Here is a 21270-nt window from a genome sequence, read left to right as displayed (position 1 = left end):
ACGAGCACCTGCGCGGCGTGGCGCGCGCTGTGGTCCATCGGGGGCGTGTGGCGATGCAACATACCGGCTAGGGAACCATGCGCGTTCGAGCCTTGTCAAGCACAGCCCCGGAGCGGGCCACGGTTGCACATGCAACCGTGGAAACGCAGCACAATCCATGGGCTTTCCCTACGATCGTTCCCAGGTTGCGCCCCGACCCCGCGCCAGCCCCCCAGCCAGCGGTTCCAGACCCATGCCAGATTACCGTTCCAAGACCTCCACTCATGGCCGCAACATGGCCGGCGCCCGCGCGCTGTGGCGCGCCACCGGCATGAGCGACGGCGATTTCCACAAGCCCATCGTGGCCATCGCCAACTCGTTCACCCAGTTCGTCCCCGGCCACGTCCACCTCAAGGACATGGGGCAACTGGTCGCGCGCGAGATCGAGCGGGTGGGCGGCGTGGCCAAGGAGTTCAACACCATCGCGGTGGACGACGGCATCGCCATGGGCCACGACGGCATGCTGTATTCGCTGCCCAGCCGCGAGCTGATCGCCGACGCTGTGGAGTACATGGTCAACGCGCACTGCGCCGATGCGCTGGTGTGCATCTCCAACTGCGACAAGATCACCCCCGGCATGCTGATGGCCGCGCTGCGGCTGGACGTGCCCACCGTGTTCGTCTCCGGCGGGCCGATGGAAGCGGGCAAGACCCGGCTTGCGGATGGCACCGAGGCCGGCCGCAAGCTGGACCTGATCGACGCGATGGTGATGGCCGCCGACCCGGGCGCCACCGACGAGCAGGTGGCCGCCGTGGAGCGCAGCGCCTGCCCGACCTGCGGCTCGTGCAGCGGCATGTTCACCGCCAACTCGATGAACTGCCTGACCGAGGCGCTGGGCCTGTCGCTGCCGGGCAACGGCACCCTGCTGGCCACCCATGCCGACCGCGAGGCGCTGTTCAAGCGCGCCGGCGTCACCGCGGTGGAACTGTGCCACCGCTGGTACGGCGCCGAGGACCCCGCCGCCCTGCCGCGGGGCATCGCCACCTTCGCCGCGTTCGAGAACGCGATGGCGCTGGACATCGCCATGGGCGGCTCGACCAACACCATCCTGCACCTGCTGGCCGCCGCGCAGGAGGCCGGGGTGCCGTTCACCCTGCGCGACATCGACCGCCTCTCCAAGCGCGTGCCGCAGTTGTGCAAGGTCGCGCCGAACACCGAGAAGTACCACGTCGAGGACGTGCACCGCGCCGGCGGCGTCATGGCCATCCTGGCCGAGCTCGCGCGCGCCGGCCTGCTGGATACCTCGGTGCCGACCGTGCACGCCAGGACCCTGGGCGAGGCCATCGCCAAGTGGGACGTGACCGCCACCGACGACGAGGCCGTGCACACCTTCTTCAAGGCCGGCCCGGCCGGCATCCCCACCCAGACCGCCTTCAGCCAGGCCACGCGCTGGCCCTCGCTGGACACCGACCGCGCGCAAGGCTGCATCCGCAACCTCGACCACGCCTTCTCCGAGGAGGGCGGGCTGGCGGTATTGCACGGCAACATCGCCGAGGACGGCTGCGTGGTGAAGACCGCGGGCGTGGACGAATCCATCCACGTGTTCGAGGGCAACGCCCGCGTCTACGAAAGCCAGGACGCGGCGGTGGCCGGCATCCTCGGCGACGAGGTCCAGGCGGGCGACGTGGTGGTGATCCGCTACGAAGGCCCGAAGGGCGGGCCGGGCATGCAGGAGATGCTGTACCCCACCAGCTACCTGAAATCCAAGGGCCTGGGCGCGCACTGTGCGCTGCTGACCGATGGCCGCTTCTCCGGCGGCACCTCGGGCCTGTCCATCGGCCACGCCTCGCCCGAGGCGGCGGCCGGCGGCGCCATCGGCCTGGTCCGCGACGGTGACCGCATCCGCATCGACATCCCGGCGCGCACCATCGACCTGCGGGTCTCCGGCGAGGAACTGGCCGCACGCCGCGCCAACCAGGACCAAAAGGGCTGGAAACCCGCGCAGGCGCGCCCGCGCAAGGTCAGTACCGCGCTGAAGGCCTATGCGCTGATGGCCACCAGCGCCGACAAGGGCGCCGTGCGCGACCGTACGTTGCTGGAGGGATGAGGCGGTTTGCTACCGTTGCGGCTGGCGTGAGAAAAGCATGATGGGTTTGTGCTGCAACTTCCGGTTGCTATGGTTGAGGAAGGCTTAGCGCCTTTCGCATTCAGTAACCGCAAAGGGGGAGAACCATGCGAACCAACCGCCTTATATCCTGCGGCGCGCCGGCGTCGGGGGATGCCGGTACCGCCGTGCCCGGCGCCCCGATCCGGCTGCTGGGCGAGTGCCGGATCGGCACCGGCACCTCGGAGGTGGCACTCCAATACCGCAAGGGCTGGGCCGTGCTGGCCTATTTGGCCGTGGAACGCGGCCGCCGCCATCCGCGCACGCGCCTGGCCGCGCTGCTGTGGCCGGACCTGGACGAGCGCGCCGCGCTGACCAACCTGCGCCAGGTACTGTCCAACCTCAATCGCGCGGTGGCCACGGCCGTCGGCGACGGCGTACTGCAGATCGACCGCGAGTCGGTGCGGCTGTGCCCGGTGGCGTCGGCCGGCCTGTTCGACATCGACCTGATCGATGCTGCTGGCTCGGATGGCGGCCCGGACCGCCGTGTCGCGGCCTGGCTGGCCGACGCCGGCACACTGCTGGAGGGAATCGGGTTCGAGGGTTGCGAGGAGTTCGACGAGTGGCTGGCCGAATGCCGCGCCTGGTTCGCCCAGCGCCTGTCCGCGGCCCGCGAGCGCATGCGCGATGCCGCCGCGGCCATGGGTGACTGGCGTGCCGCCGTGGCCTTGGCGCGGCAATTGGTGGCGCAGGACCCCTGGAACGAGGGCCACCAGTGCGCCCTGATGCGGATCCTGGCCGAGAAGGGGGAGCCGGACATGGCGCTGGCGTGTTACCGGAAGCTGGTGCATCGCCTGCAGGGAGACCTGGGCGAGGTGCCCTTGCGCGAGACCAGCGAACTGGCCGAGCGCATCCGTGGCGCGTGCAGGCGCAAGGCCGCGCCGCGGCTGCGGGCTGTCGGCGCCGGGCAGCTCCTCTCGCTGGGCGCGTGACACCGGGTCAAGGCGTTGCGGCGCCGAACTGGGTGGCGGCGAAACGGGCCGCGGCATCCGGGTAGATGCCCAGCATGTTGGCGCGCTGGGCCTCGGCCTCGATCGCGGCTTCCAGCACTTCGGACTGGCGTGGGAAGTCCTGGTCGGTCTTGAATTCCGTGAGCAGTTGGCGCGAGCGGTTCTCGTAGGTGGTGGCGAAGCCCTTCATGACGCCGGCGGCGATCATGCCGCCCACCGCGGTGCCGATCCCCGCGGTGGCCACCGCCACGCGCCAGTTCCAGGCGCCGTAGGTCTCGAAGGTCTCGCCGATGGTGTCGAGGACGCCGGCGGTGGCGCTGGTGATCTGGGCGGCGGCGGCGACCAGCCCGGCATCGGCGCTGTCGTTGTTGGCCCTGGCCAGGTCCAGCATGATCCCGAGTTGCTCGACATAGTTGTGCATGGCCGGCGTGGTCAGTCGCGCCGCCACGGCCACGTTGGCATGCGCGTAGATGGCCGGGCCGTAGCTTTCGCCACAGCGCAACCGGGTCCAGAGCTGGTCCAGGCCGACGGCGTGCACCTTGTCCTGGTAGTGGTCCGGGCCGCCGGCGGGACGACGCGGGGAATGGAAGGCCAGCGAGGCGCCGGTATGCAGTGGCGCCGGGTTGAGCGTGTCCGGAATGGCCAGTGCGTAGGCCACGTTGCCGGCGATCTCGCCCGACCCGTCTTCCCGCAGGGTATGCACGAAGCCCGCGCTGGTCGGCAGCAGGCTGGCGTTGCGCAGTGCTTCGCACAGGTCCAGGCCGTTGGATCGCAGTTGCGGCAGGTCGTCGCAGGTGGGCGAGCCGGCAGGCAGGTGGTCGCAGGTATTCCAGAGCCGGATCTGGTGGGCCGGTTCGATGTTCGGGGAGTTGCTGATGACCTGCAGGGTCATGGCGCGGTCGTGCAGCGCCGCGAGGTCGGCATCGGTGGACATGTCCCAGGTGGCGCCATCGAAGTCGGGAACGGTGAGCACCCCGCCCGTGCGGCGCAGCACGCTGTAGCGGATGCCCGATGCGCGCCGGTCCGGCAGGCCCAGCGTCACATAGGGAAGTGCGCCCACGGCCAGCGCGCCGGCACAGTCCTCGCGGCCATCGCCGTCGGCGTCGGGGCAGGGCAGGCGCGACTGGATGGCGGCGAACGCCAGCAGCGCATCGTCGCCACGTTGCAGCAGGTCGCGCTGGGTGGCGTGGGTGCGGTCGGCCGTTTCCATGCCGATCCAGCGCACCAGCAGGATGCCGATGATGCCCAGGATCACCAGCACCACGGTCAGTTCGATCAGCGAGAAACCCGCTTGCCGCGCAGGCGGCGCGGGGCGCTGCCGTTTCGTGCGGACGGACATGGAGGTCATGGGGTAAGCCCCGCGTTGTCGAGGGTGATGGCCTTCCGGTTGGCATTGGCGTGCAGCGCCTTGACCTTGTCCAGGTAGAGACCGACGTCGGCTTCCACCTGCTTGGCAAGCTCGACGCCTTCCTCGGCGCTCTTGAGGTCGTCGGTCGCCATCGCCACCTGGTAGGCGGCAAACCCGATGGAGGCCAGCGCCACGATGTTCTCGGCAATGCCCACGCCGATGGCGAACCCCTCCGGTGGCCAGCCGGCAGCGACCAGGGTGATGGCGATGGCTTCGTCGGCGATGGCCATCGCCAGACCCACCGCGGCAAAGGCAAGTCCGGTCTGGGCCTGGTCCAGGGTCAGTTCGGCGATCTTCACGTCGAACTGGCGGAACTTGTAATTGAACTCGGTCATGCGCACCGCGCTCCAGGACGCCAGCGCGGCCTGGGCGCTGCCCTGCGCGCGCGCGAGCAGGTCCGGGCAGGCCAGGCGCGAGGAGAACTCTCCCGGCCCGGCCGCCGACGTCAGCACCGGGCTGTTGCCATCGCCGGGCAGTGCCTGCGCGGTCGGGTCCCAGGTTTCGGCGCCACGCGCCAGGTCATGCCCGCGACCTCCCGAGTGTGCCAGGTAGAACGACACCGGCATGCCCAGTCCGGCCATCGGCACGTTGCCGCGCTGGTCCAGCAGCAGGCGCATGCACAGGTCCAGGCCGTTGGCGGAGGTGGAGAGCTGGCTGGCGAACTCAGGAGAGACCAGCGGCCGGAACAGTTCGGCCGGGGGCAGCGCCAGGTGCGGCTGTACCTGGTAGCGGATGCGCATGCGTGGCGACAGGCCCAGGTCGTGGACGGGAAGCCAGCCGGCATTGGCGCCGCCATTGGCACGGCCGTCGCCGTCGCTGTCGGCGGAGGGCATCTGCGCGTGCGCGCGGGCGTACCCGAGCAGCGCTTGTTCGGCCTGGGCCAGTTCCCGCTGCTGGCGGTCCTGGTCGAGCACCTGGTTGCCCAATGGCAGCAAGGTGATCAGCAGCACCATCAGCAGCGCGGCGATGACCAGCGCCACCGCCAGCTCGACCAGCGACCAGCCCTGCTGCAGGGGGCGCAGGCCACGCACGGTCACGGCGTCACCGCCTGTACCGGGCGGGCGCCCACCGAGCCGCGCGAGTCGGCACGCTCCAGGGCCGGCTCGGCGCCGAAGCCGATCGGGCTGGTGATGGCTCCATTCGGGCCCACCTCGCCCTGGTTGCGCAGGTCGTCGTACTCGGCCTTGAGCTTGTCGAACTGCTCGCGCAGGCCTTCGTAGGTCTTCTCGGCCTCCAAGGTGGCGTCCTTGGCCCGGTCCCAGTCTTCGTAGGCACGGTTGTACGGATAGCGTTGGCAGTAGATTCCATGGAATCGGGCGTCCCCCCAGCCGCCCCACCACCACGTGTTGTTGAAGAAATTGCAGGTGTTCTTGCCGTAGATCTCCAGGTTGCTGGTCACCAGCAGGCGCGGTGCGGGGTAGATCTGGGGCTCATTGTCGTACCCCCAGCCGTTGTAGTAGGGCTCGGGCGCGTAGTAGGGCAGCCGCCGGGTCTGGGCGCAACTGGAGGCGACTTCGTTGATCACGCAGTCCACGTAATAGGTTTCGCGGTTGCGGTCGTCGTTCCTGGAGTCCAGCCAGTCGTAGCGGATGGGATTGCCGTCCGAGTCCTTGATGACTTCGATCGCGTGGTAGAACCATCCGTCGGGATAGGCCATCCAGGGCGCTAGGGCGCTGTTGTAAGCCGTGGCGGCGGCGCTGCGGGCGTTGGCTGCGCTCTGCTTCTCCGCCCTGGTGTTGTCCAGGCGCTCCTGCATGCGCAGCCTGCAGTTGGCAAGCGGATCGGTGTCGACCTCGGTGATCCGGTTGCCATTCTGGTCGAGTTTGCCGGTGCCCTTGCGGCAGGTGTTGATGTAGGTGACCCCCTCCTTGGCGCTTTCGCACTTCTCGAAGTTGATCCTGTCGCCCTGGGGCAGGGCGCAGAACTTGTTCCTTTCCCGCACCATGCCGGCATAAATCGATTCCACCTGGGAGGTGCCGACGAACCACTGGTTCCAGTTCTTCTGCAGCTCCTCGACCTCGCGGTCGATCTCGCCGACCCGGCGGTTGTTCTCGGCCCAGCGCTCGGCCAGCTTGCGCTTGGCGATGGCATCGCGCACTGCCAGGTCCCAGTTGAAGACGGTTTCTTCTTTCCGGTCATGCGTGCCCAGCAGGGTCGTCACCGTATTCCCTTCCACGGTCTCGGTTTTCGAACCCACGTACTTGCAGTTGCTTCCGTCCGGGATGTATTCACCCTTCCCGTCCTGCCCGGGGACGCACGTGACCTTGATCGTCTGATAGCGCTTGCCGTGCAACTCCCACGACGCCCCCTCGTTGATGCGCCCGGCGATCCGGGTCGACTGCGCGGCATCGGCGTATTCGCCGCTCCAGGGCGCGATCCTGTTGACCAGCAACACGTCGGAGTGTTCCTTCAAGGCCTCCCACTGGGCCTTGGCCTGGTCGCGCTTGTCGTCCAGGCCCGGCGGGTTGTCGTCGACCACGTACACGTACTCGTACAGCGGCTTGCCATTGGTGTCGAACAACTGCCTGCCGTCCTCGTCGCGGACCGGGATGGGGAATCCCTGTGCGTCGCGCTTGAGTACCGGCTCGCCGTCCTCGCCGATCTTGACCTTGCTGTCCGGGCTGCACGGGTTGTAGCCCAGGTCCGGCGGATCGCCGCCGTACAGGGAGCAGGCCAGCTCGTCGATTGCAGACTTCAGGTCCTTGGGTTTCTTTGCGGCCGCCTTCTTGGCGCGGTCGCGTGCGTCGATGGTCTTGGCCAGCGCCATTGCGGTGGGCACCAGGGCGCCCACGTTGAGCCCCAGTGCGACCGCGTTGGTCACCACCGAGCCGATGGACAGGCCCAGCGCGGTGGCCTTGAGGGGGACTTCCCAGCAGGTGGCGCCAAGCGAGGCGATACAGGTGGCCACCGCGCGCACCAGGCTGGTGGCGGCGGTGACCATGGTGGACACACCGTCGGTGATCTGGCCGGCCGAGAGCAGCACCGAGGCGATCGCGGCGGCCTGGGCGAAGCCGGCATCCAGCACCGAAGCCTCGGTATTGCCCACGTTGTTTTCCTGCAGCTCGCCCAGGCTGTCGTGCACGGTCACGGCGGCGGCCAGGATGTCCATGGCGGCCAGCGAGACGTCGTAGGTGGAGGCGTCCACCGACGTCGCCGCCATCAGCGCGAACGGCGCGGCGGGCGCGGCCGCCGTGGCGGTCGCGGCGGTGCCGTCGCGCTGCATCCTGCACCCGAGCATCTGGCCCACGCCGTCGAAGGTGCGGATCCGCACGCGGTCGTCGTAGCCGGAATCCCACTCTCGCCACGGCGCGTCCAGGGTGATGCTGCCGGTCGCGCTGTTGCTGCCGTCCAGGCGCGCGGTATCGCCTGCGGTCGGGCCGGCCGCGGCGATGCCGTAGGCGACATTCAGCGCGGTGCCTTCCTGGGTCTGGACCCGGGCCAGCGTCGCCTGGGTTCCATCGTCGGCAAGCTGGAGCGAACGGCACAGGTCCAGGCCGTTGATCGCCACGAACGGGCGGGTGGCGGTCGGCTCGCCCTCGGCGTCGGTGGACACCACGATCTCGCGGACGTTCCCGTCCAGGCCGGGCGGCTGGTAGGCGTTCCCGGGATTGGTCAGGTCGTGGTGCGCGGCCTCGTCGCCGCGATAGACCATGTAGGCGGTCGGCCCGATCTGCGGCGCGGTCCCGGATGCGCCCAGCAGGGTGCGCAGGGGCAGCCAGCCCTTGGCGTTGCCCGGGCTGCAGTCCTCCACGCCGTGGACGGTGCGCGACGGGCAGGGCAGGCGGGCGTTGGCGGCGGCGAAGGCGGTGACCGCCTCGTCCGCCCAGCGCAGGCTCTGTTCCTGGGTGATGGCCTGCGCCGGTGCCCGCCTGGACTGCAACAGCACCGCGCCGGCGGCCAGGGTCGTGGCCACCAGCAGCAGGATCAGCATCACCTGCACCAGGCCGATGCCGGAAGGGCGGCGGGGAACGGCGCGGAAGATGGAGGCGGCAATGCGCATGGAAGGGTGCGGCATGCTCATGTCGATAGTCCTGTTCGGGCACCGGCAATGCCGGCTGGGCTCCTTACTGGTTCATCTTCAGGTAGGCGACCAGCCTGGTGGACTGGTCGTCCGGTGCGTTGGTACCGCCGCTGGCGTCCTGGATCTCGGTGCGGCTCCAGGCATAGGTCTGCGGCGGATCGCCGATGGCGGAGACGTCGCGGTACTGGAGGCTGCCCGGCGTCGCCTCGCGCATGCGCCCGAAGCGGGCGTCGATGCGGCCGTCGATGCGGGCATCGAGCTGGTTGGCCAGCTCGGGCGTGAGCCCTTCCAGGCGCATCACGTTGCGTACGCGGGGGGTGTAGGCGTTGCCGGTGGATGGTTCGGCCCAGTCGGTGACGGTCAGGAAGCACACCCTGATTTCCTGCGGGATCCCGCGGCTGTCCTGGTAGACGAAGCGCGACTCCTGGCCTTCCGCGCGACCGGCGGGCAGCGAGACGCCGCGCTCGAGCATGGCGTTGCGCAGCTCGCGCTGGGTGCTGCCCTGGTCGCACAGCGGGTCCCCGTTGCCGTTGACGCGCCCGGTCGGGTTGGCCAGGTCGTCGCCGGGCACCGTGCCGGTCTGCGCCACGTAACGGTCGTAGGCGATGATCCAGCCCTGCACGAACTCGCTGCCGATGCGTTCGGCCATCGCGCTGCGGTACACGTCGCGGCCGACGCTGACCGCGCCGATGATCAGCGCGATCACCACCAGCACCACCGACATCTCAAGGATGGTGAAGCCGCCGCAGCGGCGCCGGGTCTTGGGGGAATGCATCGTGTCGGCCTCCTTCAAAACTTGGGCCCGGTGATGGCCTGCTGCACCAGGTCGTACACCGGCAGCAGCAGGGCCACGATCAGGAACACGAACATGCCGCCAGCCAGCAACACCACCACCGGCTTGATGATTTCCGACAGGTTGGTGATCAGCCGCTGCAGGCGCAGGCTGTATTCGGCCGACAGGCGGGCGAACTGCGAGTCCAGGGTGCCGGTCTCCTCGCCCACGCCGATCATGCGCACCATCATCGACGGGAAGCCGCCGACCTGGCGCATGGCCGCCGATACCCGGTCGCCGCGCTCCATCACCTGGCGCATGGCGATGATCCGGTCGCGGTAGTACTCGTCCTGCATCGCCCGCTCCATCACCTGCAGGCTGCTGACCATGTCCACGCCGGACTTGATCAGCAGCGACATGTACTCGGTGAAGAACGCCAGGCCCGAGGAGAACATGATGGTCTTGGCGATCGGCAGCTTGTGCAGGGTGTAGTGGATGGCGCGGCGGAAGGCGCGGCTGTAGCGCCATGTCACCCATGCGACGAACGCGGCCACCACCAGGCCCATCAGGATCAGCCCGATGTGGGCGATCAGCCATTCCGAGCCGGCCATCACCGCGATGGTCAGCGGCGGCAGCTTGGCGTTCATCTGCTTGAACAGGTCGGCCAGGTTGGGGATCACGTAGTAGATCCAGAAGCCGCCGGCGGCGAAGATGGCCGAGAACACGAACGCCGGGTAGATCAGCGCCTGGCGGGTGTCGGCGGTCATCTTGGAAATGCGTTCGATGTGGTCGGCCGCCTCGCCCAGCATCTGGTCCATGGTGCCGGTTTCGTCGCCGATCATGACGAGGTTGCGCACCGTCTCCGGGAACGAGTCCGGGTAGCGCGAGAACGCGTCACTGAGCGAGGCGCCGGCGTCCAGTTCCTCCAGCAGCCGGCGCGCCAGCCGCGCGGCATTGGAGGCGCGGCCGCCACCGACCTCGTTGGCGACCGCGCGCAAGGCCTCCAGCACCGGGATGCCGGCGCTGGTCATCACCGCCAGGTCGCGCAGCATGCCGGCCAGCTCGGCCGGGCGGATGCTGGGCTTGATCAGGTGCGAGATCGAGCGCTGGGTCTCGGCCAGCCAGCCCGGCAGCCGGTACAGGTGCAGGACCACGGCGTCGAAGTTCTTCTCCAGCCACATCCGTGCCGAAGCGTCGCGCTCGACCGAGAGCTGGGCGATGCCGGCGCGCACGCGGCCGCTGGAGAGCAGCAGGCGGTAGTAGTAGACGTTCATGGCGCGGGCCCCACGCCGACCACGCGCAACACCTCTTCAGAGGTGGTCTGCCCGGAGATGACGCGGTTGCGGGCCACCTGCTCGATGCCGCGGAAGCCCGCGTTCTGGGCCAGGTTGCGCAGCGCCTCGCGGCCGACGTCGTCGGCGATGCCGTTGGCCAGGGCGTCGTCCACCATCATGATGTCGTACACCGGCAGGCGGCCGTAGTAGCCGCTGCCGCGGCAGCGCTCGCAGCCCTTGCCGCGGCGGCCGCAGGTGCCGGGAGGCAGTTCCAGCCAGTGCAGTTCCTGCTCGGTGAACGGCACCTCATCGCTGCAGAACGGGCAGTTCTGCCGCACCAGGCGCTGGTTGACCACCGCCAGCAGGTTGTCGGCGATCATCTGCGCCTCCAGCCCCAGCGGGCGCAGGCGCGGGACCACGCCGAACACGCTGGTCACGTGCAGGGTGGACAGCACCAGGTGGCCGGTGGCCGCCGATTCCAGCGCGGCCTGCGCGGTTTCGGCGTCGCGCATCTCGCCCAGCAGGATCACGTCCGGGTCGTGGCGCAGGAAGTGGCGCAGGGCCGAGCCGAACTCGTAGCCGGCGCGGCGGTTGACCTCGGTCTGGCCGGCGCCGGGCACCCGGTATTCGATTGGGTCCTCCACCGTCAGCACGTTGCGCTCGATCAGCGACTGCATGCGCAGCGCGGCGTGCAGCGAGGAGCTCTTGCCCGAGCCGGTGGGGCCGGTGATCAGGATCAGCCCGGCCGGGCGCGCGAACAGCCGCTCCAGCGCGGCCACGTCCTCGTCGAAGAAGCCCAGCTCCTTGAGCCCGTCCAGGTCGCTGTGCTCGGGCAGCAGGCGCATGACCATGCGCTCGCCGGCGTCGGTGATGATGGTGGAGATGCGCACCGTCAGCGCCGAGTCCAGCACCGTGGCGCGGAAGCTGCCGTCCTGCGGGCGGCGCTGCTCGGAGATGTCCATCTCCGCGGCCAGCTTGATGTAGCCCAGCAGGCGCGAGAGGGTGGGCGGCATGGCGAACATCGGCCGCAGCACGCCGTCCACGCGGAACAGCACGTGCAGGCTGTTGTCCGAGGGCGCGATGTGGATGTCGGTGGTGCGCTCGCGCACCGCGTAGTGCAGCAGGTAGTCGAGCAGGCGCTCGGGGCTGTAGGCGTGGTCGCTGTCCGAGGACAGGCGCTTGATCTCGCGCTCCAGCAGGCTCTCGACCGGGTTCTGGGCGAAGTAGTAGGTGTGCCGGATCAGGCGCGCGACCTTGCCGTACTCGCCCTGCACGAAACGGCAGCGCAGGCCGCAGCGCTGCAGCACCAGTTGCGCCACCGCCGGCGGGTCGGCGTCGCCCAGCAGCACCTCCAGCGCGTCCTCGGCGCGGCGCAGCGGCAGGAACTGGTGGCGCTGGCACAGTTCGCGGTTGAACAGGGCCAGCACCTGCGGCTCGGATACGTGCAGGGTGTCCACCTGCACGTACTCGATGCCTTGCAGCTCGGCCTGGGTGCGGACGATGTCCGATTCGTTGGCCAGGCCGTGCTGGATCAGCAGCCGGCCGAAGCTTTGCTGCTCGACCTGGTTCTTCTGCCGCGCATAGAGCAACTGCGCCGAGTCGAGCAGCCCGCGTTCGTGCAACAGCTCGCCCAGGCGCGACTGTTCGCGGCCGGGCGGTGCGGGGGCGGGGCGTTCGGCCCGTGGATCAACCGTGGCCATGGTGCGTGGATTCCGTGGAAGTAGGGGGCGTGTGGGGGGGCTGGAGCGATGCCGTGCCGGCCATCCGCTCATCGAGCAGGAACAGCGTGGCCGGGTCCGGGGCACCGGTGGCGGGCAGGCCGTTGCCGGCCTGGAAGCGCGCCAGCGCCTGGCGCGTGCGCGGGCCGTACAGGCCGTCCAGCGCGCCGTCGTAGAGGCCTTCGCCGCGCAGCAGCGCCTGTACCTCGCGCACGCGGTCGTTGGCGGCGGCGGACACGAAATGCTCGGCGCGCAGGGTTACCGGCCAGGCGGCGGACCAGCCGCCGGCCTCGCGCCGCAGGCACACGTCCGCGCGCCCGGCCAGGCGCTGCGCCCAGGCGTCGCTGACCGGCTGCAGGTGCGCCTGTCCGCGGGCGAAGCGCTGCAGGCAGCCCTGCCAGCCGGGGTCGAAACCGGTACCGACGGGGACGGCGTCAGCCGTGGGTGCGGTTGCGGCGGCGGTCGCGGCGTCGTCGGCGCGCGACTCGGCACCGCGCAGTCCCAGCCCGGCCAGGACCAGGCAGGCGGCCACGCCCACCGAGGCGGCGGCGGCCAGCGCCGGCGATCGCCGCCGGCGCGCGGGCAGGGCACCGGACTGGGCGGCGGCGGTGCGGACCAGGCGCGCATCGATCCGGCGCCGTCCTGGTGGTCGTGCGTACAGGCCGTACAGGCAGCGGTCCATGATCAGGTGGATCCGGCGCGGGTTGCCGCCGCTGGCGCGGTGCAGCGCGGCCGCCGCGTCCGTTTCCAGGACGATGCCGTCGCCGGCACCGGCGGCGGCCAACCGGAAATCGACGTAGCTCCCGGTCTGGTGCGGGTCCATCGGCTCCAGGCGTACGTGCTTGCAGATGCGGCTGGTCAGTTGGCGGATGCGCGGTTGGTCCAGGTTGTCGCGCAGCTCCGGCTGCCCGGCCAGGACGATCTGCAGCAGCTTCTCCTGGCCGGTCTCCAGGCCGGTCAGCAGGCGCAGCAGCTCCAGGCTCTCCAGGGTCAGGTTCTGCGCGTCGTCGATCACCAGCACGCACGAGGTCTGCTTCTGCCAGCGCTCGACCAAGAAGCGGTTGAGTCGTTCGATGTCGGCGGCGGGGTTGCCCTGCGGCTTGAGGCCGAAGTCGCGCAGCACCGCGGCCAGCAGGTCGGCGCCCTGCAGGAAGGTGTTGAACACCAGCGACACCGCCACGCCCTCGCTTTCCAGCGTGTGCAGCAGGCGGCGCAGGAAGGTGCTCTTGCCGGTGCCCACCTCGCCGGTGAGCAGGACGAAGCCGGCGCGGGTGCGCAGCGCATGGGTGGCCTCCACCAGTTCGCGCTCCAGTAGCGGCGTCTGGAAATACGCGGCCGCGTCCGGCGTGGGCGGGAACGGCGCGCGTTCCAGCCCCAGCGTTTCCAGGTGGCGGGCCAGGGCCGGGTTCATCGCTGCGTGGCCTCCAGCTCGGCCAGGGCGCGCAGCACCTGCGGCGAGCGCGCGCTGCGCGAGGCCAGGCGGTCCAGCCGCGCCCGCGCGCCGTCCACGTCGCCACGGCGGGCATCGAGCAGGGCCAGGTTGATGCCGGCGTGCTCGTCGTCGGGCACGCGGTCGAGGATGGTGCGGTACAGCCGGCCGGCTTCCGTCAGGTCGCCGCGTCCGTGCGCGGCCCAGGCCCGGGCGCGCAGCAGGGTCAGGCTCTGGGCCGGGAGCAGGGACTGCAGCCGTTCGATCGCCGCATGCACGGCCACGTCGTCGCCATCGCCCACCGCCACGTGCAGGGCCGCCATCGCCTCGCGCACCCGGGCGGCATCGGCATCGACCGCATCCACCGTTCCGCGGCGGTTGCTCGAACCGTCCGAGACCGAGACTTCGATCTTCGAGGCCACGACCTGGACGTCGCGCTCCGCAGTGGAAGGCGCCGGTGGGGCGGGCGGCGCGGCGTCGGTCGATGCGGCCACGACGGGGGTGGCCGGTGATGGCGCGGCGACGGGCGCGGCAGGGTCCGCGACCGGTGCAGGATCGGCCGTCATTGCCACCCCGGTGGCGGCCGCGACGGGCGCCTGGGATGTGTCGGTATCGGGGGGCGCGGCGGCCGGCGGCAACGGCGCGGCCGCGGGTGGCGTGGCCGTGGTTCCGGCATCGGCCACGACCGCCGCAGGTGCGGCGTCGGCCTGCGGCGCCGGCGCGGCCTGGCGGGCCAGCAGGAAGCCCAGGGGCCCGGCCACCAGCACGCCGGCGACCAGCCACGGCAACGGGCGACGCCACCACCCCGAAGGAAGATGCTGCGACGACGCGGACACGGCTGCGCCGGCACCGGGTGCCGACTGCCGCAGCGCGTCGTAGATCAGGCTCATCAGATCACCTTCACCCGCAGGACCACGACCAGCTCGCGGGTCTTGTGGGTCTTTTCACGGGCACCGAACAGACGGCCCAGGCCCGGGATGTCCGACAGGCCGGGGATGCCGCGATCGTCCATGCCGCCCTGCTGGTCGATCAGGCCGCCCAGCATCACGGTGTCGCCATCGCGCAGGTTGAGGGTGGTGGTGATGCCCTTGACGTTGATCACCGGCAGGGTCACCGCGTTGCCATTGGGGAACTCCCGCAGCGCCAGGCTGGCTGGCTCCACCTCGGTCTGCATCGGGTGCACCAGCAGCTCCACCGAGCCGTTCTCGTGGATCATCGGCGCCACGCCGATCACCACGCCGGAGAACAGCGAGTCGGTCTGGATGTCGGAGGAGGTGTTGAAGCCGCCACCGCCGCTGGAGACGTTGGTGGTGGACTTGGTGACGTAGCGGATGTTGGTGCCCACGCTCAGGTAGGCCGGGCTGCCGTTGCGCACCCGCACGCTGGGATTGGACAGCACCTTCACGTTGCCGAAGCTGCGCAGCACGTTCACTGCGGCCGAGAAGGTGTCGCTGACGTAGCTCAGGCCTGCGGCGCGGCCCACGTTCGAGCCCAGGGTCTGGTTGGGGAACACGATCTGCCGGCGCTGGGCGTCGAAGCGGCCGTAGCGCTGGTAGGGCAGCAGGTTCGGGTCTGCGGGGATGCCCAGGTCCGGGTCGCCGGGGATGGCCGGCATGGGTGTGACGATGCCCGGATCGGTGCCGTAAAGGCCGGCCACGCGGTTGCGCAGCAGATTCCAGTCCACGCCGTAGTTGGAGTTGTCACTGAGCGAGACGTCCAGAATCTGCGCCTCCACCAGCACCTGCCGGCGCAGCTTCTTCTTGCTGTGGTCGATCAGGTCCTCGACCGCGCGCATCTGCGAGGGCCGGGCGCGCACGTACAGGGTGCCGCTGCCGGGGTCCAGGTTGAACCGGGCGTTCTCCGGCGGCGGCGGAGCATCCGGACCGCGCGCAGCCGCGGCGGCGGGCTGGTCGGTGCCGAGGATGGTCTTCAGCGCGGCATCGAGCTGCTTGTACGGGTCGTTGTCCTTGCCGATCGCGCCGGTCATGGTCAGGTTGCCGCGCAGGGACTGGCCGCCGCCACCGGCGCTCTGCATGCCGGCGCCGAACACGTCGCCGCCGGTGGACAGGTCCAGCGCGATGCTCGAGTCGAGCATGTCCACGTTGAAGATGCGCTCGCTCATCTGCGAGACCATCAGGGCGCCGCCGCGCACCTCGCCATGCAGGTCGAAGGCTTCCAGGATGTGGTTGTAGACCTCGCGCGCGGTCACGTTGCGCAGGTGCAGGCTGGCGCGCTGGCGCTGTTCCAGCACCCGCGGGTCCACGATCAGGTTCATCTTCAGCTCGCCGGCCAGGGCCCACAGCAACTGGCCCACGTCGGCGTCGTACATGCTCAGGCTGACCACGCTGTTCTCCAGCGGGTCGTAGACCGGAGCCATCGGAACCGGCGGCTCCGGAGCCGGCGCCTGCCGCTCGATGTCCTCGCGCACCTTGTCGTGGCGCTCGGCCAGGCGTGCGGATTCCTCGGCCAGGGTGGCTCCGACGCGCTCGAGCGCCTTGTGCTCGGTCTTGGGCATGGACCGGACGCTGCGCGGCGTGCTGCAGGAAGCCAGCACCATCGTGGCGATCGCGATGGCAAGCAGGCGCGGCGCAGTGCGGTACCGGGGTGTGGAGGGGTTCGGGCTCATCGATTCGGACCTTCAGGAAAGGCGGAGGAATGTCATCGGGTGGCGGTGCTCAGCCAGCCGAGCAGGGTGGTGGCGCTTTCCGCCACCACCACGTCGTCGTAGATACGGGTTGCGGGGCGTGCGGGCGGGGCCACGCACGGACTGCTGGTCGCGAAACCACGGTTGGGGCCATCGAAACCGGGGTGGATGGCGCCATCGACATCGCGGTCCGTGGCCGGGGCGGCCAGGACGAACGCCGGGTTGACCGGCTCGGCGCTGGCGCAGGTATCCGAGGACAGGGCCGGGACGGCGCCTGAGTAATGGGGCTGGTCGGTGGAAGGTGCGGCCTGCGCGGCGGTTGCCAGCGCCCGGGCCAGGCCACCGGTGCCCTCCAGGTCCGGACCGTCGACCGCGCCATGCAGCGGCGCGACGAGGTCGGCGTTGGTGCCGCGATGGACGCCGTAGCGCAGGCGCTGCGAGCGCACCGGAACCTGCAGGCCCAGGCTTTCATACGGCAGCCAGCCCACCCGCAGGTCGCCGGGGCAACTGCCTGCGCCGTTGGCTTCGCGGCCGCGGTCGCCGTAGGTGCTGTTGTCCGGGCATGGCAGCCGCTTGTTGCGCAGCATGAAGGTGCGCAGTGCCTGGCGCGCGGCTTCGGCATGCGCCTGCGCGGTGTTCTGCTGGCGCGCCTGTTCCATGCCTTCGAAGGCCGAGGTCATGGTCAGTGCCAGCAGGCCGAGGATGCCCGCGACCACGGCCACTTCGACCAGGGTGAAACCGGCATGCATGGCCGGCGGACAGCGCCGGCGCACGTCATCGCCTCCCGCCCGGCTGCGCGGCGGGCACGGCAGGTGCGACGGCGGCGGGTGTACCCACGTCGTAGCGCAATTGCGACTGCAGTTGCTGCAGTTCGGCGGTGATGGCCAGGATGCGCTGCTGGCCGTCGGAGGTTTCCGGCTGCTGGGTCAGTTCGGCCAGCTCGCGCGCCAGCACCTGGGCACGCTTGGTCACCACCAGGTTGCTGCGCAGCGCATCCAGGTTGACGCCCGGCGGCGCCTGGCCGCTGGCCTTCATCGCATCGATCTGGCGCAGCAGGTCGTCGGCGGTGCGCTCGTTGCGCATGGCCTGCTCGCGCAGTTCCGCCACTTTCCGGGTCTGCTCGGCCGCCGAGGGGACATGGGGCGCAACGGCCGACAGCGCGCGCGTGACGGCCGGGGCAGCGGCTTTCTGGCCGCCGGACAGCCACGGCGGGGTCTCCGCGGGCGCGGCGGCGGCGGCGGGCGCCGGCGCCGCTGCGCTGGCGGCGGGAGGCACCGCAGGTGCATCGGCGGGCGCGGGCGCGGCTGCGCGATCGGAGCCGGCGCGCAGGGCGAACACCAGCACCAGGCCTACGACGACGAGGACGCCGGCAAGCCAGAGCAGCGGCTTGTACTGGCGTATGGTCACTGCATGCCCCCGTCGCGTTCGGGGGCCAGCACGTTGCGCACCTGGAAGGTCTGCGCGCTACCGGACGGATCGTCGATCCGCACCCAGTCCGGGCCGATGGCGCGGACCCGGGCGCCGTTGGCCAGGCGCGATCCGGCCCGCACGTACTGGCCGTTGACGATCGCGCTGCGCTGTCCGTCGGTGTCCAGGACCAGCGACACCATGGGCACCATGGGGTCGGCGACGGCTTGCCCGCCCGTCCTGCCGGCGTTGCCGTATCCACGGCTTGCGGCGGTGCCCTGACCTGCATCGGCGGGCGCGGCCGCGGGCGGCGGCGGCAGTGCCACCAGTGCACGCGTCGGGCCGGTGTACGGGGTGGCCTCGCGCAGCGAGGCGATCGACTCGGTGACCTGGTGGTTGCGGTTGATGCCGTTGCGCAGCTCGGCCATTGCCGCGGTTTCGCCCGCCTGGTTGCCCAGCCGCAGCACGGCGGGCTTGGCGATCACCATGCTGGCCAGCCAGCCGGCGACCGCCAGCCAGACCACCAGTGCCAGGGCGGCGGTGTACTTCATCTTCATGGGGTGGCTCCGCTGGCAGGACCCTGTGCCGGGGGCACGCGCTTGAGCAGATAGGAGAAGAAGCCGCCGGCGGACCGGCTGCTCCCGGTGCCGCCCTGCGGATCCAGCGGAACCGGGTCGAAGCCGGCGCGGCGCAGGCGCTCGACGAAGCCGGCGATCTGCATGCCGGGCATGCCGCGGCCGGGGTCGACCACGCCGTCCACCCGCAGGGTGGGCTCGCGGATGTCGGGCAGGTTGGCATCGGCGCGGACGGGCGTGCCGGGCGCGATGGGCTGTTCGACCCGGACGCGCAGGATCCGCACCTCGTTTGCCGCGGCCTCGCGGATCTGGGTCATCCCGGAGACCGGGTCCACGCCCTGCTGCAGGGTGCGCGCGCGCTCGACGAAGTCCAGCACGGCGGGGAAGCGGTCGGGCACGGCCTGGTCGTTGCGGAGGGCGTCGACCCGCGTTTCGATCTCGGCGATCTGGGCGTCGAGCTGTTCGGCGCGGTTGCCGGCTTCGCGTGCGCTGAGCGTCCAGCGCGCGCCCAGCGCGCCCAGGACCAGCGCGAACACCAGCGAGGCGGCGCTGGCCAGGGGCAGGGCCCACTCGGCGACGTAGGCCGCGCGGCTGGCGGTGGGATTGACCGCGATCGCCGCGCTGGCGGTGCTCTCGATCCATGCCGCACCGGTACGGTACTCGTTGCCGTTGCCGTCCAGCACGCGGCGCACCGGGACGGTCGCCACCTGCAGGCCGCTGCGGGCGGAGAAGATCTCGCGCAGGGTGTCGTCCAGCCAGGGCTGGCCTTCCTGCGGGCGGCGCACCAGGACCGGGCACCATTTCACGTCCAGCGGCTCGAGGTTGTCCTCGCCACGGGCCAGGTCGTCGGCGAACTGCTCGGCCAGGGCGCCGGCGGTCATCGCCAGGTCTTCCGGGTCGTCGCTGTAGGCCAGGGAACTGCGGTAGATCACGTCGTGCTTGAGCATGGCCAGCACGCTGAGCTGGCGCCCGGACTGCAGCACGACCGCCTGCCCCGGCTTGAGTGCGTTGAACAGCAGCGAGGTCGCGGGCACCAGCAGGCAGTGGTCCGGCTGGGCCTCGGCCCAGGCGTACGTCTGCTGCCAGGTTTCCAGCGGCACCGCGGTGAACAGCGTCTGGTAGCCGGCACCGACGGTGCGGGTCTTGTGGATCAGGATCTTGCTTTCGCCGTCGATCAGGCCGTCGGAGCGCAGCCGCTTCTCGATCAGGGCCACCGCGTGCGCCGGGCTGCCTTCCAGCGAGATCACGCTGCTGACCGCGCCTTCGAAGTCGGCCACCACCATTCCCGCGCGCTGCAGACGCGGCCGGGTGTCGCTGCGGCCGACGTTGCCGCGGTCGAATGTCAGCCAGTTGTTTTGCTGCTGGACCAGCAGGAGCAGGCTCATGGTGCTGCCTCGGGCAGGAGGGCCGCACCGCCGGTGGCGGCGGTGCGGAACAGCAGGCTGCCGCGCAGGGTCAGCGACAGCGGCGCCGGGGCCCGGTCCTCGGTGTTGGGCGTGTCGAACAGGCCCTCGTCCGGGTGGGTGACCGACAGCTCGAACGCTTCGGCGCCGAAGATCCGGTCGCTGTCACGCCCCACTGCGCCGAGCAGCGAGGCCGCATCCTCGCGGCTCATCTGGCTCTGGCGCAGGTTGATCAGGCGCTCGCCCCATGCATCCGGTTGCAGGCCATGGGCCTGCACGGCGGTCAGCAGGTGCTGCGCCGACTGCGCGTATTCCACGCGCAGCCGCGCCTCCTGCTCACGCACCTGCGCCTCGGACAGGGCCTGGTTGCGGCTGCCCAGGCGCTGGTAGGCGTCGGCCAGGGCCGAACGCGCGCCGAGGAACCACGCCGCGGCCACCACCAGGGCCCCCAGGGTGATGGCGAAGAGCGTCAGCGACGTGCGTCGTGACTGGCGCAGGCGCGAGAGCAGGGGGATTGCTTTCATGGCGGCGTTACTGGTTCATCTTCAGATGGGCCACCAGGGTCAGCACCTGCTCGATGTCGCTGTTCATGCCATCGGTGGTCGCATCGCCGGCACCGCCGCCGCTCAGGCTCTGGGTGTTGTTGCCGGCCCATTCCAGGCCCGGAGCGGTGGGGTCGGCATTGGCGCCGGAGCGGGCCACCACGCCTTCCTGGCGGAAGGCGCCGTTCTGGGCGTCCGGCTTGCCGTCGACCATCTGGTCCAGGGCGCGGGCCAGGTCGGGGGTCAGGCCGGTGATGACCATCACGTTGCCGGAGCCGGAGCCGGTGCCCGGCGGGTTCCACTGGAAGCAGATCTGGATTTCCTGCGGGTTGCCGTTGGTGTCCAGGTAGACGTAGCGGTCTTCCATGCCGTCGCCACGGCCGGGCGGCAGGGTGATGCCGGCGCGGCGCATCAGCAGGCGCAGGTCGAAATCGGCGCTGGTCTCTTGCGGGCGGACCATGTTCGGACCGGCCTGCGCGCGGCAGACCGCATTGGGCAACTGCGCATTGGTCATGTCGCCGCCCGACAGGTTGCCGCCGGTGCCCGAGAAGTTGGCGCCGTTGACCATCAGTCGCGGTGCGCTCTGGCTGTCGCCCACCGGCACGCCCAGGCGCTGCTGGTAGGTGTTGTAGGACACCACCCACTGATCGATGAACTTCTGCTTGATGCGGGTGTATTCGGCGTTGCGCTGGACGTCGCGGCCGATCATGACCGCGCCGATGATGACGCCGATGATGACCAGGACCACGGCCATCTCGACCAGCGTGAAGCCGCCCTGGCGGCGGCGATTGAGGCGTGCTTGCATGTTTGGATCCCCGATGTGTGCGGATGACGCGACGATTGCCGGGCCGACCCCCGGCACCGTGAGCAGGCGTTAGATACCGTCAGGACGTAAGAGCGCCGTAAGAGGGGTTCCATCCGCCCGCGGATGGTCGGCGGCGGCTCCCGGGACTCCCCTCGGGCCACGTTTCGAGGTAACGTTCC

Annotated in this window: 17 protein-coding genes; 2 read left to right on the top strand and 15 right to left on the bottom strand. The window is 70.4% G+C overall.

All coding sequences use genetic code 11. The annotated features are described in order from the left end of the window. The first annotated feature begins 232 nt into the window (after positions 1 to 232). Both ilvD and HNR76_RS11420 read left to right on the top strand, forming a co-directional pair. Entirely contained in the window at positions 233 to 2086 is a 1854-nt protein-coding gene (ilvD, locus tag HNR76_RS11425) for a dihydroxy-acid dehydratase (RefSeq protein WP_162310289.1), read from the top strand. Between the two features lie 185 nt (positions 2087 to 2271). Continuing rightward, on the top strand, positions 2272 to 3075 hold the full coding sequence (locus HNR76_RS11420) for an AfsR/SARP family transcriptional regulator (RefSeq protein ID WP_162310290.1): 804 nt from the start codon (positions 2272 to 2274) through the stop codon (positions 3073 to 3075). Positions 3076 to 3082: 7 nt separating this feature from the next. On the opposite strand, the gene HNR76_RS11415 is transcribed toward HNR76_RS11420, so the two are convergent. From HNR76_RS11415 to HNR76_RS11340, 15 genes are read right to left on the bottom strand one after another with little or no spacing between them, the layout of a single operon-like run. Further along, the gene (locus tag HNR76_RS11415) at positions 3083 to 4441 is read right to left on the bottom strand and encodes a type II secretion system protein (RefSeq protein WP_162310291.1); all 1359 of its coding nucleotides are present in this window, start codon (positions 4439 to 4441) and stop codon (positions 3083 to 3085) included. Further along, on the bottom strand, positions 4438 to 5538 hold the full coding sequence (locus HNR76_RS11410; RefSeq protein WP_162310292.1) for a type II secretion system protein: 1101 nt from the start codon (positions 5536 to 5538) through the stop codon (positions 4438 to 4440). The genes HNR76_RS11415 and HNR76_RS11410 overlap by 4 nt, the downstream gene beginning before the upstream one ends. Next, the gene (locus tag HNR76_RS11405; protein ID WP_162310293.1) at positions 5535 to 8522 is read right to left on the bottom strand and encodes a hypothetical protein; all 2988 of its coding nucleotides are present in this window, start codon (positions 8520 to 8522) and stop codon (positions 5535 to 5537) included. The genes HNR76_RS11410 and HNR76_RS11405 overlap by 4 nt, the downstream gene beginning before the upstream one ends. Before the next feature lie 43 nt (positions 8523 to 8565). After that, positions 8566 to 9297: a type II secretion system protein gene (locus HNR76_RS11400; protein WP_162310294.1), complete on the bottom strand. Its 732-nt coding sequence runs from the start codon at positions 9295 to 9297 to the stop codon at positions 8566 to 8568. A gap of 14 nt (positions 9298 to 9311) precedes the next feature. Further along, positions 9312 to 10568: a type II secretion system F family protein gene (locus HNR76_RS11395; protein WP_162310295.1), complete on the bottom strand. Its 1257-nt coding sequence runs from the start codon at positions 10566 to 10568 to the stop codon at positions 9312 to 9314. Continuing rightward, complete coding sequence (locus HNR76_RS11390; protein ID WP_211373164.1) at positions 10565 to 12268, bottom strand: GspE/PulE family protein; 1704 nt, start codon at positions 12266 to 12268, stop codon at positions 10565 to 10567. The genes HNR76_RS11395 and HNR76_RS11390 overlap by 4 nt, the downstream gene beginning before the upstream one ends. Then, positions 12255 to 13697 (bottom strand): ExeA family protein, encoded by a 1443-nt coding sequence (locus tag HNR76_RS15305; protein WP_211373165.1) that lies wholly within the window; start codon positions 13695 to 13697, stop codon positions 12255 to 12257. Before HNR76_RS15305 ends, HNR76_RS11390 begins: the two co-directional genes overlap by 14 nt. Then, positions 13694 to 14605 carry a tetratricopeptide repeat protein gene (locus HNR76_RS11375; protein WP_162310296.1) on the bottom strand — a complete coding sequence of 304 codons (912 nt, stop codon included), beginning with the start codon at positions 14603 to 14605 and terminating at the stop codon, positions 13694 to 13696. The genes HNR76_RS15305 and HNR76_RS11375 overlap by 4 nt, the downstream gene beginning before the upstream one ends. Beyond that, complete coding sequence (gene mshL, locus HNR76_RS11370; RefSeq protein WP_162310297.1) at positions 14605 to 16341, bottom strand: pilus (MSHA type) biogenesis protein MshL; 1737 nt, start codon at positions 16339 to 16341, stop codon at positions 14605 to 14607. Before mshL ends, HNR76_RS11375 begins: the two co-directional genes overlap by 1 nt. A 32-nt stretch (positions 16342 to 16373) precedes the next feature. Beyond that, positions 16374 to 17132 (bottom strand): type II secretion system protein, encoded by a 759-nt coding sequence (locus tag HNR76_RS11365; protein ID WP_183982244.1) that lies wholly within the window; start codon positions 17130 to 17132, stop codon positions 16374 to 16376. A gap of 1 nt (position 17133) precedes the next feature. Next, on the bottom strand, positions 17134 to 17766 hold the full coding sequence (locus HNR76_RS11360) for a hypothetical protein (RefSeq protein ID WP_183982242.1): 633 nt from the start codon (positions 17764 to 17766) through the stop codon (positions 17134 to 17136). Further along, positions 17763 to 18323 carry a general secretion pathway protein GspB gene (locus HNR76_RS11355; RefSeq protein ID WP_162310299.1) on the bottom strand — a complete coding sequence of 187 codons (561 nt, stop codon included), beginning with the start codon at positions 18321 to 18323 and terminating at the stop codon, positions 17763 to 17765. The genes HNR76_RS11360 and HNR76_RS11355 overlap by 4 nt, the downstream gene beginning before the upstream one ends. After that, entirely contained in the window at positions 18320 to 19726 is a 1407-nt protein-coding gene (locus tag HNR76_RS11350) for a hypothetical protein (RefSeq protein ID WP_162310300.1), read from the bottom strand. Before HNR76_RS11350 ends, HNR76_RS11355 begins: the two co-directional genes overlap by 4 nt. Next, on the bottom strand, positions 19723 to 20268 hold the full coding sequence (locus HNR76_RS11345; RefSeq protein ID WP_162310301.1) for a hypothetical protein: 546 nt from the start codon (positions 20266 to 20268) through the stop codon (positions 19723 to 19725). The genes HNR76_RS11350 and HNR76_RS11345 overlap by 4 nt, the downstream gene beginning before the upstream one ends. Positions 20269 to 20275: 7 nt before the next feature. After that, positions 20276 to 21091 (bottom strand): prepilin-type N-terminal cleavage/methylation domain-containing protein, encoded by an 816-nt coding sequence (locus tag HNR76_RS11340; protein ID WP_162310302.1) that lies wholly within the window; start codon positions 21089 to 21091, stop codon positions 20276 to 20278. Positions 21092 to 21270 lie beyond the last annotated feature (179 nt).

The organism is Pseudoxanthomonas broegbernensis (assembly GCF_014202435.1).
Classification (GTDB): Bacteria; Pseudomonadota; Gammaproteobacteria; order Xanthomonadales; family Xanthomonadaceae; genus Pseudoxanthomonas; species Pseudoxanthomonas broegbernensis.
This window is presented reverse-complemented; position numbering and strand designations above follow the sequence as displayed.

Bases quoted from the DNA above. Each gene is read 5' to 3' on its own strand.
- ilvD (WP_162310289.1), top strand. From the start codon at position 233: ATGCCAGATTACCGTTCCAAGACCTCCACTCATGGCCGCAACATGGCC.
- HNR76_RS11415 (WP_162310291.1), bottom strand. From the start codon at position 4,441: ATGACCTCCATGTCCGTCCGCACGAAACGGCAGCGCCCCGCGCCGCCT.
- HNR76_RS11405 (WP_162310293.1), bottom strand. From the start codon at position 8,522: ATGAGCATGCCGCACCCTTCCATGCGCATTGCCGCCTCCATCTTCCGC.
- HNR76_RS11400 (WP_162310294.1), bottom strand. From the start codon at position 9,297: ATGCATTCCCCCAAGACCCGGCGCCGCTGCGGCGGCTTCACCATCCTT.
- HNR76_RS11395 (WP_162310295.1), bottom strand. From the start codon at position 10,568: ATGAACGTCTACTACTACCGCCTGCTGCTCTCCAGCGGCCGCGTGCGC.
- HNR76_RS11390 (WP_211373164.1), bottom strand. From the start codon at position 12,268: ATGGCCACGGTTGATCCACGGGCCGAACGCCCCGCCCCCGCACCGCCC.
- HNR76_RS15305 (WP_211373165.1), bottom strand. From the start codon at position 13,697: ATGAACCCGGCCCTGGCCCGCCACCTGGAAACGCTGGGGCTGGAACGC.
- HNR76_RS11375 (WP_162310296.1), bottom strand. From the start codon at position 14,605: ATGAGCCTGATCTACGACGCGCTGCGGCAGTCGGCACCCGGTGCCGGC.
- mshL (WP_162310297.1), bottom strand. From the start codon at position 16,341: ATGAGCCCGAACCCCTCCACACCCCGGTACCGCACTGCGCCGCGCCTG.
- HNR76_RS11355 (WP_162310299.1), bottom strand. From the start codon at position 18,323: ATGAAGATGAAGTACACCGCCGCCCTGGCACTGGTGGTCTGGCTGGCG.
- HNR76_RS11350 (WP_162310300.1), bottom strand. From the start codon at position 19,726: ATGAGCCTGCTCCTGCTGGTCCAGCAGCAAAACAACTGGCTGACATTC.
- HNR76_RS11345 (WP_162310301.1), bottom strand. From the start codon at position 20,268: ATGAAAGCAATCCCCCTGCTCTCGCGCCTGCGCCAGTCACGACGCACG.
- HNR76_RS11340 (WP_162310302.1), bottom strand. From the start codon at position 21,091: ATGCAAGCACGCCTCAATCGCCGCCGCCAGGGCGGCTTCACGCTGGTC.